We start from the raw sequence: 15,116 nt of genomic DNA on the forward strand, positions 1-15,116 counted from the left end.
ACATATACAACACTTTATCCGGCCTTAACGGGAAGTAACCTCCCACCTCAAGACTAGGAGAAATCGGGGAAGTTTATGTGGAGGATACACTTCCCCTAAAGATCCGATACGTTCAACTAATACTCAGTGGGGGATGAAGAACCCCCACTGAGTAAAGTTTCACTTTATATTATACCCTTCCCTTTTGAAGTAAAAATACAAAGATTCCATCTAAAAGAAATGTGGTAGAGTAAAAGACACCTTCTTCTCACATACTACTTCTATGGATGCGAGAATTTATTAGGAGGGGATAGCATGGATAAGGAAAAGCAAGGTACTCCAACCACTCTGAAAGAACTGGAAAAAAAACACGAGATGCAAAAAGAAGTCTCAAGTACTATGGAACATAACCAGAAGCTAAAAGAAGTGAGTCGGAAAGAAGAAATGATACAAGATGAACCGTAATGAATAAACACATAACGGCCTCTCCATGAATCGGCGAGGCCATTTTTTATTCAAACAAAAAAACCGCTCCAGGGGAGCGGTCTAATTCGCTATATGATGAAGCCTCTGCTTAGCTTCTTCAACATCCATATCGATACGGGTCAGAATATATATCCAGTCCTCCGTCTGCTTTCTCATATGATAAAAAATAACCGGCCTTTCATGCTTAAGAATCGTCACTACTTCAATAGTCGGTGTCGTCTCGTCAAATGCTCTCTGCCTTAAAAACCCCTTCAAAAAACTCGTAAAAACAAACAAATTCTGCGGGTGATCTGGATAGTTTTCTAACAGCACAAAAAAATCTCTTACCAAATCACCAATGTGAATATTATATACTTTTCTGCTCATTTTTCGCCCCCTGGCAACTGGCTGGCATATCTAACGATAGAAGCCCCTATAGTTTTGCGTCCTTATTTTTCAATAAGTTTGCCTTTTTCAACAGGAAGATTATATCATGAAAATAGAACTATAATAAACAATAAAATTCACTTATCAATAGTATTATACAGATATAAACACTACCGCTAGAATTACCCGCACAAAAAGAACGTACGTTCCTGTTATCCACAAAGTTATTCACACTATCCACAAAATGAAACAAACAAAAAAACAACCAACCGAGCTAATCGCCATACATATATAATGTCAATACAAACCCTACTTTCTTTTAATCGCCTAATGAAAAGAGCAGCTTACCGTTATAGCGGACAAGCTGCCCCTGTTCTTCTCTTGCTATGTTACCAACATATTTAAACATTTAAAACATAATAAAAAAACTTGTCATCCTTCACCCAACTATTCGATTCATATAAGCTTTGTGCGGTGACATTATTCACATCTGTTTGTAACTTTAACCCTTTTGCATTTGTTTCTTTCGCCAATTGTTCTGCCGCATGTAAAAGTTGTTTTCCTACCCCTTTCTTCCTGCTTTCCTCGGTTACATACAAATCGTTTAAAATCCAGAGTCGCTGCATAGATATGGAAGAAAAGAGCGGATACAGCTGGACAAAGCCTGCGTATTCTCCATTTTCAACAGCTACAAAAATAACAGAATCACTGTTCTCAAGACGTTCTTGAATAAAGCTCTTTGCCGCCTCTATATCTGACGGTTGTTGGTAAAAAACTCTGTATGAATTAAATAATGTGGAAATACCGTCTACGTCTTGCAATGTTGCCTTATAAATCTCCATTTCAAACTCCCCTTTTTATGCAAAATAGATAACTACAGGATATATAAGCAAAGAATATGCCATCTGTATCTCCTTAAGATTTTTCTTTGATATATCCAGAGGCATAAGCACGTTACGAATTGTATACATACACAAACAAATGTGAAATTGCATTATATCAATAGTATTGATGCTCTAAAAAATATACGTTCGTACACCAAAAAAGGAGGTTGCTCGCGCAGCCCTCCTCTTCAATTCAATCAATTAAAATAAATTCAAGCATCTCCCACTTCTCATAGTCACTGCTGTTATGGTCCTCATAATTGACCTTTACTTTTTGATTAAACAACGATTGCTGTAGAGATTTCGTTAACTTCTTATTTTCTTTGTTTGCATAAAAAAGTCCGAAACTCCATGTAGCCCCATTTACATCATCTGCGGTCTCTAAAAAGTAACCTTTTTCTTTCGGATCATAATATACGCGTTTAATCGTCGTATTTTCTGTTTGAACCTGAGCAGATGCAACACCTGGAAGCAAGGCGAAAATAAGAACAAAAGCAAGCCACAACTTTTTCATTTCATCCCCTCCCTTTCTTCCTATTCTACCAAAAAAGAGAATACAATGGAAAATATTGTAGATAAAATATCCATCTCTTTTTACTTTCTATACAGTTTGATTAAAACGTTTTTTGCATGTCATCGCCTATTCATGGTAAAATGTTCTTAACCAGTAAATGTAACCAAAGCAAAGACTCCCCCTTATCAGCACCATTCTAATAAGGGGCATTTTTTTTACCTTTTGTTAACCTTTTTTCCGTTCAACTCTGTATAATAAGGAACTAAGAACAGTCTATACTGGTTCTCCCAACGGTGCCCCTTTCTGTCATAAAGCAGAGAGGGGCTTTTACTTTGACATATATTTTTTCCAGCACTTCAGCTACGCTATATCGTTTCTTAAATGCATACAGGAATGATTTAATGCTAATAAGCATTAGAAACTAAAAAAATAAAAGCACCACGTGGGTGCTCTGAATTCCTTCTTGCATGTATCACTTGACATCAAGAGTGTTAATTATTTAGTTATTTTTCCTGTTTCTTGATTTTGTACATCCATAACAGTACTTTGCATGTGCCTTACTTTTTGAAAAATAAGCCATGCTGTCACCGTACACAAAAGAATCGCAATCACAATAATTACAGATAAGGTTTCTGCTATACCATTCATTGCTTCAACCGTTTCTTTTGCCTTTCCCATTTTTCCTTTTCCTTCTTCCAATACTGCTGTACACATAACTCCCAACTACTCTTCGGATTAGGCAAAGCTACTTTTAAAACCATTTATATCCTCCTTATCCTTTTTCACCCTTTTATTATGCATCAGGATAAGGTTTTATATAACTAAAACTTCTCGTCAAATTCTGCCAAAAATTTCATCCTTGTTAAATTTTCTCCTTGATGTATCAAGTATACCCAACTAAAAAACACTTTGTTCTTTAAGTTATAATGGAGCCATATAACGTCCAGATTCTTTAATATTATAAAAAGCATTCCCATTTTGTTGAAGAACACTTAGATTATTTCCTTCAAACCCCATCCACTCCAAACCAATCGTATAACCCGTTTTTGATTTTGTAACAAACAAAACATGAAACATTCCGGGATTAATTTCCCCCTGGTCATCTACACGCCATGTTGATACTTCATCATACGTTGCAGGAAAATCTTCGAAAACGAGAGCATTTGGTGTAGTCATAACAATACTCGCTAACGCATTCTTCCCTCTTCTTTCAAATTCAACAAGCCCAATTTGGACACCTGGTGAAATCTCAGCGATTAATCCTTGCTTTACCACCTTACGCTTTTTGAACTCTTCAATTTTCTCAAGAGTTTTTTCAGAGAACTTTCCTTTCTCTACTGGTTTATATGAGACAAATGTATGTCCTTGAAATGCATCTTTTTCTACAAGAAGGCAACTTTCATTTTCTTTAAAATTTCCGTTAACAATATTGAACCATGCACCCTCGTCTTGCGTAATATTACTTGCTACATTTCTTTGATTACTTTTCTTGCCTTCTCTTTGATACTTTACATACTTTACGTTACGTACTTTTCCGGGTGAGCATATTACTTTTGAAAAACGCTTTGGCCGATCTGATGATTTTAAATCAAATGCTAATAGGTGTTTTCCTGTTTTATCCGTATATGCAAACGTCAGTGCGTCCCCATTAACTTTACCGGCAAAAGGCTCTTTTACTGCTTTTGTATTTGCTGCTGCACCGTTCACATGAATACCACTTACTAACAACATACTGCTCAGTAAGGCAATAAGAGCTTTCTTCATGTATACCGCCTCCTCATTTATAAAATTACACAAAAGTAATTAATTACCTGTATATACAACGAAATTTTACCACGAAAGGTCAATCAACGAAACAGCACCACACGCTTTAAGTTTCATCTCCTATGTTCCCTCAATCATTAAGGAACATAATCTTGTCATCGATCGCAAACAATTTATCCATTGAACAGGAACAAGCGTTCCTATATAATTTAGGATAAAGGATAAATTATACAAATAAGGAGTAGATATCATGCATGAGACGAGTATTATTTGTAAACTGGACAAATTAGGGAGACTTACCTTCCCAACAAAGATGAGAAACAACCTAGGGATATATTATGGGGATGGATTAGAATTCTTGGTGAACGGAGAACAGCTTGTTTTACAAAAACATGCTCCTGGGTGCATTTTTTGTAACTCTGTGACAGACGGAATCGAATATAAAGGAAAAGAAATTTGCACTTCTTGCCTTAATGATATAAAAGCCATCCATGGATAAAATTAGGTATAACTTGCGTGAGGGAGAGACACCAACAACGGGACACGAACCGACACTCGTTTTGGGCGTGTTGTGGTGATTATACACTCTGGATGCTACTGGATAATCAACACCCTTGATATAATAGGTATATTTAGGGGGGATACTTATGAAAATCGCCTTAATTCATGCTACAACAACCGCGCTACATCCTATTGAGAGAGCATTCCGTGAAGAAGCTCCAGATGTCGACCTTTTTCATTTCATGGATACAAACCTTCTTGCTATGATGGAAAAGAGCGGCTCACTTACACCAGAAATTATTCGCCGCTTTTCCTTACTGGTTAATTTAGCCATACAATCGGACGTAGATTGTATTCAACTCACTTGCTCTGCTTTTAACAATGTGACGACTATCCTGCAACCCCTTTATCCCGTTAAGCTGTTTCGTTCGGATGAGGCGATGCTTGATGAAGCGCTCACTTATAAGCGAATTGGTTTGATTTCTACAGTGAAGGAAACACCTATTGCCTTACTTAGTTATTTAAGAGAAAAAAATCCGGATATTTTGGTAGAGTCTTTAGTGGACCCAGGCATTATTCATCTGCTCTCTCAAGGAAGGAAAGAGGAGCATGATGAAAGAATACGAGAAATGATTTACCAAATAGATGGTAAGGTGGACGTGATTGTCCTTTCTCAGTATAGCATGGAGCATGTGGCAATTCAGGTCAATCCTTCTGTTCCTATTCTCACTGCTCCTAGAACAGCAGCAAAACGTTGCCTAGCTTACTTACAAGGTTTACCATCATCGTAAAGAAAATAGTTCTCCCTAATCAATATTGTTTTACTTACCCCTTCTATATTGTATTTTTACCATTCTATAGGGATGGGAGAAGTCTTTCTTTGTTCCTGATTTTAGCATGTGTTATTATTTACGTCCTGTAATGTCCGTTATGACAACAGAAGTCAGCCTAGAATCAGGCTGACTTCTATAAACAAGAATGGTTCTCTAATATTGAATTGCCTCCCTCTTTTTGGTTCTGATTCGATAAAATAGGTTGCAAGATTGACCGCATAAAGAAGTAGTGCCCTATAGGTAACAGAATAGATTAGAATCTCTGCTCACATGAAGGACAGGGTCCGCCGGTATTTTGAAACACGACATTGTCAACAAAGGCAAAGTTCTCTACAGCACTATTATTTTGGAAAGTGATGCATGCCGTCCTTGCGCCAGGTGGCGTACACACGACAAGAGTGTAATTCGGAAAGAGGTCTGTTGCAATAATAGGGGGACGGACTACAATGTGTGGAATATTGAACGCAACAAGAGGATTACTCGTAGGAGTAACTAGAGGAGGACATGGTTGACTTGGTACAGCATCTGGAAAAGAAACGGACGCTACGAGTCGTGATTCAGACCTTACATTCGCGGCAAAGGAAAGTGTATAACAACACCCCTCAGAAATCGGGACGGTCTGGTTGATATTTCCACCACCTCTAATAAGCACAGATAGGATACTGAGTGTTCCATTTGAAAGATAACGGCCACTGTGGTTAGGAAACGAGGCGAGTGATGTCATACCTCCCGAATTCCACTCTGGAACTGCAGGTCCTCCCACCGCTGATGGCTGATCAAATCCAGGGTTTCTAAGCAGATTGGTACATGGACAGCACGCTGTTGCTGGCGGCCTTGTTGGCCCACATGAAATGATCGGATTCCCCTGTATACATTTGTGGAAATTGTTCATTCGTTCAACCTCTCATTCGTTGTTCATAGGTATCTATTATTATATTTTCTGAAAGTTGTCCTTGAAGCGGTATGTACCTATGAGAAATACGCTCTTTTGAAACTTTACATCCGATAACACCCATAGTGACCCTGTTCTTCTACCTGTCCTTGTAAATACGTAGGGGATCACTGTAGACGGAATCATCCAAGAGGGGAACACCGTCCTGCATCATCAGTTTGTACCTGCGTTTTCAATTATTTAACGGATGTAACCAAAAGACTGGGCCTCGAGGGCAGTAAGCAGTTCCCCATGCTATTCTGGCGTCATTTCACCTTCATACATCCGACCTGGCCTGTTTCTATCAAGTACGAAGGAGCAGCGTATATTAGTACTATATAAATTACACTTGATAGTTTGACAGGGGAGTGTGGTGGGAAGGAGGAGATTCGGAAAAAAGAAGAGGTTGGATGCGCCCTGCGATCCGGCAGAAGAAAGGCCAGCGTGTCTTTTTCCGACCGCTCCCGCCCACCGCCCTTCCTTCTTTTCTTACCTCCCACCATAAAAATTTGTCGATGTATCAAATCAGATGTATATGGTACCGCTCGATAAACTTCACTGCCTTCTGACATTAAATTTATATAGCCATGTCACACCTGACATGCAAAAAGATGCTTCTGCTCGATTTGAAGAAGCAATGAAGAATATCAAAAAAGCACTTTAGCATACTAAAGGTGGTCAAAATGTGGTCAAAACTCCTTTTTTCTCTTTATGTGGTCATACAAAAAAAGAAAAACCCCTTATATATCAAGGGGTTTTAAGGGTGCGCTTCCTCACATTGTGAGCAGTAGCCATAAATTTCAAATTTATGTCCTGTAATCGTGAACCCATCCGGTTCGCCGAACATTCCATCCAACGGACACGACCTAATATGACGTGTTTTACCGCAGGACAAGCAAATCAGGTGATGATGATGATCCTCAGTGGAACAGCGGAACCGGTATTTCCGCTCGCCCCCTAACTCCGTCACCTCGAGAATATCCAAATCGGTAAACAGCGTCAGGTTGCGGTACACCGTATCAAAACTCAACGCCGGATATTCCATCTGCATATACTCCAACATATCGCGGGCTGATAAATAACGCTTCTCCTTGGCGAAAATGCGAATCATCTCTTCCCGTTTGCCCGTATACTTATACCCGTGCTCCTTAAGCACCTGCAGAGCCTGCTCTGCGGTCATAACTTTCACCGCCTTTTAGTTCAAAGAATTGCGCAGCCGTTTGCCTACTAGTACACATACAAGCAACAAAACGGCAACCAGTACGATCGTTCCGCCTGAGGCCAAATCGAACGTATATGCAATCATCAGTCCGCTCAATACGGATACCTCTCCGAAAATAATAGCATAAACAAACGTCTGTCGGAAGCTATTGGCCACCTGAAGCGCCGCAGCAACCGGTAGCGTAATCAATGCGGAAACCAGCAGAATGCCTACCACTTGCATGGAAATGCTAATAACAAGTGCTACTAGCACACTAAATATTACATTAATCAAGTTGCGTGGCACACCGGAAATGCGTGCGCCTTCTTCATCAAACGACAGATACAGCAATTCTTTATAAAATATCCAAACAATCACAATGACTATTAGGCTCGCAATCACTACGCGCCATAAATCTTCCTCCGTTACCGACAATAGACTGCCAAACAAGTAACCAAATAAATCAACGTTAAACCCGTTCGCAAGACTAATCAATACCACACCAAGCCCGATACCTGCAGAGAGAATAATCGGGATGGCTAACTCCTGGTAGAACTTATACGCCTGACGCAGCTTATCTACCATGAATGCACCACCGACCGAGAATACCATGCCTGTATAAACTGGGCTGACATTCTGAAAAAACGGAACATATTGCGCCAGCAGAAGACCTGCCGCTACGCCGGATAACGTAATATGTGACAGTGCGTCGGCAATCAACGACATCCGCCGTACCACCAGGAATACGCCAATTAGCGGTGCCACAAAGCCAATAATCAGCCCGGACAACAGCGCATGCTGCATAAATGTGTAATTCATAAATGCTTCTATCATTGTCTGCTTAAATCCCTTCTAATGGTCATGATGCAAGACATGTACATCATGCCCGTATGACCCCAGCAAAATTTCAGGACGCATCCGCTCGAATTCCTCCGCTCTTCCATGAAAATGAAGCTTACGATTCAAGCAAGCAATAGAATGCATCTTCGTGCTGACCGCGCCCAAATCATGAGAGACCAGAACAATCGAGATACGCCGCTCTTCATTCAGCCGCTTCAGCAACTCATAGAACTGAGCTTCCGATTGCGTGTCCACGCCAACGGTCGGCTCATCGAGAATTAGAACTTCCGGATCACTGACCAGCGCCCGCGCAATAAATACGCGCTGCTGCTGCCCTCCTGAAAGGCGTCCGATATTTCGATTTTCGAATTCGCTCATACCTACTATCGCAATTGCTTCCCGAACCCGCTCCTTCTCTCTTTTGCCGGGACGACGGAACAGGCCGATTTTCGATGTTAATCCCATCATCACAACCTCGAATACAGTGGCCGGAAAACCTGTATTAAAGCTGTTCGCTTTTTGCGAAACGTAGCCGATGCGCGGCCAGTCACCGAACTTGTTTAGCGGCTTTCCGAACCAGGAAACGTTCCCTTTCTGCATCGGCAGCGCACCAAGAATAATTTTAAGCAAAGTGGACTTGCCTGACCCGTTAGGTCCGACAAGCCCCAGCATCTCGCCTTGATGCAACTGCAAGGAAACATCCTCAAGTACATGTTTGTTCCCGTAGCGGTACGAAACATGCTGTACGTCTAAAATGATGTCGTTCACTGTACTTCCAGCACCTTCTTCAATGTATTAAGGTTTTCTTTCATTATATCAGTGTATGTTTTACCAGCGTTGAACTGTTCTTTCGTCAAGTTCTCCAACGTGTATAGCGTCACGGCTTCAGCACCCGCTTCCCGCTGTACCGTTCTGGCAACTTTGTTCTCCACTAGTTCTTCAAACGCTACATACTTAATATTATGCTCTTTGAGCGTATCGATCAAATGTTTTAGTTGCTGCTGCGTCGGTTCTTCTGAAGGCGTCAGGCCGGATACGGACAATTGTTCCAATCCGTAGTGTTCCGCCATATATGTGAACGCCTTGTGAGAGACAACGAATTCTTTCTTTTTCGCTTTCGCTACTGCATCCTTATATTCCTTATCAAGCGCATCCAACTGCTGGGCTAGCTTATTATAATTCGCTTCATACTCAGCTTTGTGCGCCGGATCGACCTCCGCCAGTCCTTTCTGGATGTTCGCTGCCTGCTGCTTAGCAAGCTGAGGGTTTAACCATACATGCGGGTCATACTTACCGTGGTTATGTTCTTCGTGTTCTTCATGTGCTTCGCCAGCCTCATGAGCATGCTCCCCTTCGTGTTCATGATTATCGGATTCCACTAGCTGCAGTCCTTTGCTTGCATCCACTACTTTTGTTTTTTGCGCATCTAGATTTTTTGTCATGTTGTCAATCCATGCCTCGTATCCGGCCCCATTATAAATAAAAAGTTTAGCTTCATTCACTTTTCCAATATCTTTAGCGGACGGTTCATAATCATGGGCTTCAGCACCCGGTGGTAGAAGACTGCTCACCTTTACATGCTCTCCGCCGATCGTGCGCACAAAGTCATACAAGGGAAACAGTGTTGTATACACTTCGATTTGCTGGCCTGCACCTGCGGCCTGTTTTTTTGTTTCTGTCTCCTTCTGTCCACAGCCAACTAGAAAAACAGTAAATATGATACTCATTGCAAGCAATCCATATAAAATTCTATAATATCCTTTCATGTTCTTTCTTCCTCCATTCATAAATAATACCGTTTCCGATTTATCGTCAATTAGTATAACGGAACGATACCGATTTGTAAACAGAAAATGATGCTACTATCTCACACCTATCGGTTCTTCCACACAACAATAAAAGAGCTGCCTTTTTATCGGCAGCTCTTTTACTGTTGATTTTTCAGATAAATTACGTTTTTCTACCTCCTTTTAAAAATCTTTCCCGATCCTCCCACTTTTACTTTGGGAGGAGAATTATTTTTGGGCCGTGAGAATATTGAATCCTTTGGTTTTACTTTTGTTCTTTGTTTATCATAAGAAGAGCCCTCGTCAGAGGACCTAATAATCTTCCCTCTTTTTTCCTTTGATGCGGATGTATCTGAATCACTTTTCTTGATAATGCTTCCGCTAGAACCAACTGATGATCTCGTATTACCTGAGGAGGAGGAAGATGTATCCCCACGCTTAATAATAGATCCGGTTCCTTCAGTTGTAATAGGCGGAAGATTTTTCCTTTCTTTAGCGGTAGGCGTGTGATATTTCGTTTTTGGCTTATAAATATCCTTATCTGCGTAGCCACGGTATGAACCGCCATATCGTTTGTGTGAATCAAATAAATCATCCAATATGCTGGCGAGAATATATCCTTCTAAAAAAGACGGATTATAATTTTGCCGGACAAACTCCAGGTTGCTTACTTCAATTAATGTATCTTCCGGTTTATTTGGATCTTTTTGCAGATTATACCACTCATCTGAATAGACGAGGAACATCTGGTCGTTATCTTCTTTGGAAATTTCCTTGGGCTTCTTCTGTTCACTAAGTTCTTCCGCGACCTGGGGAACGGTTTTATTTTCAGCACGATATACACGCGACTGCTGCTTGCCGTCCTGTGTGACGGACTCCAACGGATAGGATGAACCCATTGCCTGACTCGTACATCCCGCTAAAGTCGAAGCGACCAGCACAACCGCCAGGACCGTCTTGATTATTGTAAACAGCCGTTTTACCATTGTCTTCCCCCCTATGTTGCCCGCATGACCTGCACATCGGCAGGGATAACCGATTCTCCTTCATACATCATCATGCGGCCATCTTGCCACTCGATTCTCAATAGCTTACGATCGTCCGATTGAAAATCCCAGACGTATTGTTCACCCGCCATCGAGAAGGGAGTATTGCCTGCCGTAAGTACCTGTCCTGAATATTGTTCCTCCAGATGATATACCACATCATCCATTTCAATAGTAGTGGGAATTTCATCAAAAGAATCAAGACGACCATCAATCGCTGTATACAATTCGTGCTGAAGCTGTTCTCGTTTCTCAATTTTCAAATAAGCGACATCATTTCCATCCTGCAGTGTCAAAAATACAGCATTGCGCTGCGGATGGTGTGTTCTTCCAACTACCTGATAAGTTACTAGCGATACGTCAACAATATCTCCCGGTTCTAGATCCAGCACACTTTTCTCCTGTATAGGTGCCTCAGGTTTTTTTATGATATTCTTAATGCGTTTATATAAATTCACAGACATGCTCCTTTCCTATCTTCATTACAAGCAGGCAGCTAGTATGAGCGCACCTACGATATGCAAGGAGCCCGCTAACAGAGCATAGGCGACCTTACCTTGCTTGGCTCCCTGGTCTAAATCAATCTGGGCTGTTTTCTTCAACATCCATTCGACAAACAATTCCAGTATAAACAAAATAAAGAACGAGACGATAGAAGCCAATAATGCCTGCCATAAATCATTCGATTTGGAAATGGATTGGGATAAAATATAGCCCTGGGCAAATAATTTCATAATAAAGCGAGTCGTTACCGCTACATTTCCATTTCTCATCTCTGTTAGGTCTTTATATTTTGTAAAAAGGGAATCGATCCACATTAGCAAAAACAGCAGTACAGCCCCAGCCACGGTCCATACAAGCATAGCGAGTACATTCATCAACGTCACTGCTTTTCTCTCCTTATCTTAACAATATATTTATCCCAGCCTAACGGGCAGTAAGACCCCGGTAAGTAAAACTAACCATCAGTAGGGGATGAAGAACCGTAAGCTGATAAAAGTTTTACTTTATAAGAAGATGAAGTACACCCCTGCCTGAACATGATTCGGAGTGTACTTCAGATGACTAGATAGCTTTATTCTTTTTGATGTTTCTTCATTAATGCTGCCAGTTCATCTTCAATGTCCTGGTCCTTATCTAAAGCCGCGAACTCGTCATCCAGCGACTTTTCCTTGGTGAAAAGCTCATTGGAAGCTTCAGCTCTCGATTCCATTTCCAGCACTTTCTCTTCCATCCGTTTCAGGCCCGCTTTAGCTGTATCTGTACCGAATCCAGCCATTGCTTTATTGATTTGCGTCTGTGCTTTTGCAGCATTAGCACGTGCGACCAATGTTTCCCGTTTGTTTTTCATTTCATTTACTTGCTTCTGCATTTCTGAAAGCTTGCTGCGAAGCTGCTGAGCAGCAGCTTTATTTTGCTCATATGCTGTCTTGTATTCTTCCGCTTTTTGGTCCGCTACCTTCTTGTCTTCTAATGCACGGCGGGCTAAGTCAATTTTATCCGCCTGTACAGCTTTTTCTGCTTGCTCTGTGCGCTTTTGTACCAGTGCAGCCTGTTCTTCATACAGGATTTTAAATTTTTTCTCGATAGCGATTTGAGCCGCAACGGCCTTTTCCGCTTCTTCCACATCTGTTACCATATCGCGAATATATTGGTCCAGCAGCTTGACAGGGTCCTCAGCTTTTTCAACCAATGCATAAATATTAGATAGTGTAAGATCTCGTAAACGTTTAAACAAAGACATATGAATGTTCCTCCTTGAATATAGCCAGTTTTTTCAAGCTACCATTATATACGGGAGATCATGATAAGAAGTTTCCTTAACAAAATAATTTATTTATCCAGAAACGAATGGATGCACCGCCATCCGGGTTATTCTCTGCAATAATTTCTCCGCCATGCTTTTGAATTAATGTATAGCACGTATACAATCCGAGCCCGGCGTGCCCTTTTTCTACAGATCGAGAAGAATCTCCCTTATAAAATTTATTGAATACCATCCGTACATCTTGCGCCGTGAAGCCAGGGCCCGAGTCTGTGATCTCAAAATCTATTCTTTCTTCGCTAATCCTTACATTCCATCGAATGCTTCCGTAATCGGGAGTAAAGCGAATACTATTAGCTATTACATTATCCAATACCTGACCAAGTCGGTGGGCATCGAGGCACATTCTCTTCGGAGAAGGGCGCATATCTTCACATGTGGAAGACAGGACAATTTTTTTTCGGCTACAAAGAAGAGTGTATTCCTCCGTTTTCTGCGCGATGAAAGATGCAACATCGACCGGTTCAGGCAACAAGGAAAAATCGGGGTGCTCGATTTCCGACAGACCTGTCATTTCCTCAAGTAGCCGGATAGAGCGCCCAGTATTTTGCAGAATGGTATTTACATATTTGTGCAGACGCTCCGGGCGAATCGTTTCGCTGTCACGCAAATTTTCAGCATGGCCCTGAATAATTGTTAACGGTGTCCGTAAATCATGTGCGATAGCGGCAACCATCTCTCTGCGAGCCTGTTCTGAACGCCACTCCCGATCAAGGGAGTCATACAGAGCTCTCCGCATCTCTTCAAAAGCGTCTCCAAGTTCCTTTAATTCTTTTGCTCCCTTAATCTCCTCCATCTCAAAGTCAAGATCCCGGCGTTCAATCCGGTGCGCTCCTTCAATAAGCTTGGCTATTGGCGGTTTGATTTTACGGCTGAACACCTGACCGAAGAAGAACGTAAATATCGTCAAATAAATTAATGGCATCGCCATATTCACAACAACGAATAAAGCCATGAACAACTGTTTATCCGGATTGGAAGCCAGCAGATCCAGCCGATATCGTAAAACGATGGCCCCCCGCAATTCCTGCTCCTGATTTATAATGGGAACATACCGAATAAATTTTCCTTCGTCTCGGCCTGTTGTATTTATCCTGTGAAGCAACTCTTCCCGGCTAGGTATGAGTCGCTTCGCAATCGTACCGTATCGCACATCGCCAGCTATCCCCATCACTTGATAGTCAATTCCCTCCAAAGGAATGACTTGATCCACAGCCTGTCGCGAAGCCGGATTAAGCAACGCTTCATTATTCTTCCGCACATACGATAGAATCTTCGGAATCTGCTGCTCATAATAATTAGCCGGTGCCGGAAACCCTCCAGGAGCTTTAAATACATACAATGTACTGAGACCCCAGGTCAAAAGCGTAGCTCCTATCGTACAAACAAGAATTAGTATGGATGTGTACATGAACTGATGGCGCAGAGATAGCCTGTCAAACCAGCGGGATGTCTTTACGCTCTTACCCATTTGTATCCAATTCCCCATACCGTAGCGATAGGATTGCATTCAGAATGGTAGCTCGTCAGCTTTGCCCGAATATTCTTCACGTGCTCGGTGACTGTTTGCGAACTTCCCTCCGCATCGTATCCCCACACCTTCTCATAGATTTGTTCACGCGAGAATACACGGTCCGGATGGAGGGCAAGCAGTTGAACAATTTCAAACTCGCGGACAGTAACGGGAACAGACTGCCCGCGATATAATAGTCGGTAACTGTTCAAATCAACGGAAATGTCTCCATAATGCAGCACAGCTAGCGATGCCTTTGCCCCGGCTCTTTGTTCGCGACGCAAATGAGCGGCCAGACGAGCTTTCAATTCACGTATGCTAAACGGCTTGACGATGTAGTCGTCTCCGCCAACGGCCAACCCTTGAATACGATCGGTCTCCGCATAACGGGCACTCAAGAAAATAATCGGACAATCCACCACCTCCCGTACCGCGCGGCATACTTCGAAGCCATCAGATCCCGGCATCATGATATCCAGGATAATGAGATCAGGCTTGTATGCAAGCTGCTTGAATACTTCATCTCCGTTATAGGCAACCAGTACCTCATATCCCTCATCTTCCAGTGCATCCTGAATAAATTCAACGATCGATGCCTCATCATCGGCAAGCAGAATCTTCCCTTTCAACTGCAATGCCTCCCTTC

The 15,116-nt window shown here is 41.9% G+C and carries 18 protein-coding genes and 1 riboswitch; of the genes, 2 read left to right on the top strand and 16 right to left on the bottom strand.

Features of this window, described 5'->3' with window-relative positions; genetic code table 11:
* Positions 1-294 precede the first annotated feature (294 nt).
* Positions 295-444 carry a hypothetical protein gene (locus AF333_RS34010; protein WP_158502300.1) on the top strand — a complete coding sequence of 50 codons (150 nt, stop codon included), beginning with the start codon at positions 295-297 and terminating at the stop codon, positions 442-444.
* Positions 445-525: 81 nt separating this feature from the next.
* Here AF333_RS34010 and AF333_RS27660 read toward each other — a convergent pair whose 3' ends face one another.
* From AF333_RS27660 to AF333_RS27680, 5 genes are all read right to left on the bottom strand, one after another.
* The gene (locus tag AF333_RS27660) at positions 526-831 is read right to left on the bottom strand and encodes a hypothetical protein (protein ID WP_043064334.1); all 306 of its coding nucleotides are present in this window, start codon (positions 829-831) and stop codon (positions 526-528) included.
* Between the two features lie 9 nt (positions 832-840).
* Positions 841-924: riboswitch (cyclic di-GMP riboswitch) on the bottom strand.
* A gap of 308 nt (positions 925-1,232) precedes the next feature.
* Positions 1,233-1,673 (bottom strand): GNAT family N-acetyltransferase, encoded by a 441-nt coding sequence (locus AF333_RS27665; protein ID WP_043064335.1) that lies wholly within the window; start codon positions 1,671-1,673, stop codon positions 1,233-1,235.
* A gap of 235 nt (positions 1,674-1,908) precedes the next feature.
* Positions 1,909-2,229 (bottom strand): hypothetical protein, encoded by a 321-nt coding sequence (locus AF333_RS27670; RefSeq protein ID WP_043064336.1) that lies wholly within the window; start codon positions 2,227-2,229, stop codon positions 1,909-1,911.
* Between the two features lie 495 nt (positions 2,230-2,724).
* The gene (locus tag AF333_RS27675; RefSeq protein ID WP_235497041.1) at positions 2,725-2,928 is read right to left on the bottom strand and encodes a hypothetical protein; all 204 of its coding nucleotides are present in this window, start codon (positions 2,926-2,928) and stop codon (positions 2,725-2,727) included.
* 222 nt (positions 2,929-3,150) lie between these two features.
* Entirely contained in the window at positions 3,151-3,993 is an 843-nt protein-coding gene (locus AF333_RS27680; protein ID WP_043064338.1) for a hypothetical protein, read from the bottom strand.
* 647 nt (positions 3,994-4,640) lie between these two features.
* Between AF333_RS27680 and AF333_RS27690 the strand changes: the two genes are divergently transcribed.
* On the top strand, positions 4,641-5,285 hold the full coding sequence (locus AF333_RS27690) for a hypothetical protein (protein WP_043064340.1): 645 nt from the start codon (positions 4,641-4,643) through the stop codon (positions 5,283-5,285).
* A 1,239-nt stretch (positions 5,286-6,524) separates the two neighbouring features.
* Here the strand turns inward: AF333_RS27690 and AF333_RS36405 are convergent.
* The 11 genes from AF333_RS36405 to AF333_RS27740 all read right to left on the bottom strand — a co-directional run bounded on the left by AF333_RS36405 (position 6,525) and on the right by AF333_RS27740 (position 15,099).
* Positions 6,525-6,782: a hypothetical protein gene (locus AF333_RS36405; protein ID WP_235497042.1), complete on the bottom strand. Its 258-nt coding sequence runs from the start codon at positions 6,780-6,782 to the stop codon at positions 6,525-6,527.
* Positions 6,783-7,015: 233 nt separating this feature from the next.
* On the bottom strand, positions 7,016-7,438 hold the full coding sequence (locus AF333_RS27695; protein ID WP_043064341.1) for a Fur family transcriptional regulator: 423 nt from the start codon (positions 7,436-7,438) through the stop codon (positions 7,016-7,018).
* 15 nt (positions 7,439-7,453) lie between these two features.
* Entirely contained in the window at positions 7,454-8,293 is an 840-nt protein-coding gene (locus AF333_RS27700; RefSeq protein ID WP_043064342.1) for a metal ABC transporter permease, read from the bottom strand.
* A gap of 18 nt (positions 8,294-8,311) precedes the next feature.
* Positions 8,312-9,067, bottom strand: a complete 756-nt coding sequence (locus tag AF333_RS27705; protein WP_043064343.1) for a metal ABC transporter ATP-binding protein — start codon at positions 9,065-9,067, stop codon at positions 8,312-8,314.
* Positions 9,064-10,065: a metal ABC transporter solute-binding protein, Zn/Mn family gene (locus tag AF333_RS27710; RefSeq protein WP_043064344.1), complete on the bottom strand. Its 1,002-nt coding sequence runs from the start codon at positions 10,063-10,065 to the stop codon at positions 9,064-9,066. The genes AF333_RS27705 and AF333_RS27710 overlap by 4 nt, the downstream gene beginning before the upstream one ends.
* Positions 10,066-10,259: 194 nt before the next feature.
* Complete coding sequence (locus AF333_RS27715) at positions 10,260-11,072, bottom strand: DUF4247 domain-containing protein (RefSeq protein ID WP_043064345.1); 813 nt, start codon at positions 11,070-11,072, stop codon at positions 10,260-10,262.
* A gap of 11 nt (positions 11,073-11,083) precedes the next feature.
* Positions 11,084-11,590: a DUF4178 domain-containing protein gene (locus tag AF333_RS27720; protein WP_043064417.1), complete on the bottom strand. Its 507-nt coding sequence runs from the start codon at positions 11,588-11,590 to the stop codon at positions 11,084-11,086.
* Positions 11,591-11,614: 24 nt separating this feature from the next.
* Complete coding sequence (locus AF333_RS27725; RefSeq protein WP_043064346.1) at positions 11,615-12,019, bottom strand: DUF350 domain-containing protein; 405 nt, start codon at positions 12,017-12,019, stop codon at positions 11,615-11,617.
* Positions 12,020-12,207: 188 nt separating this feature from the next.
* Positions 12,208-12,876 (bottom strand): PspA/IM30 family protein, encoded by a 669-nt coding sequence (locus AF333_RS27730; RefSeq protein ID WP_043064347.1) that lies wholly within the window; start codon positions 12,874-12,876, stop codon positions 12,208-12,210.
* A 76-nt stretch (positions 12,877-12,952) separates the two neighbouring features.
* Positions 12,953-14,428, bottom strand: coding sequence for a sensor histidine kinase (locus AF333_RS27735; protein ID WP_043064348.1), 1,476 nt, complete (start codon positions 14,426-14,428; stop codon positions 12,953-12,955).
* On the bottom strand, positions 14,413-15,099 hold the full coding sequence (locus tag AF333_RS27740; RefSeq protein WP_043064349.1) for a response regulator transcription factor: 687 nt from the start codon (positions 15,097-15,099) through the stop codon (positions 14,413-14,415). Before AF333_RS27740 ends, AF333_RS27735 begins: the two co-directional genes overlap by 16 nt.
* Between the last annotated feature and the right edge of the window lie 17 nt (positions 15,100-15,116).

The sequence above is a fragment of the Aneurinibacillus migulanus genome, from assembly GCF_001274715.1.
Classification (GTDB): Bacteria; Bacillota; Bacilli; order Aneurinibacillales; family Aneurinibacillaceae; genus Aneurinibacillus; species Aneurinibacillus migulanus.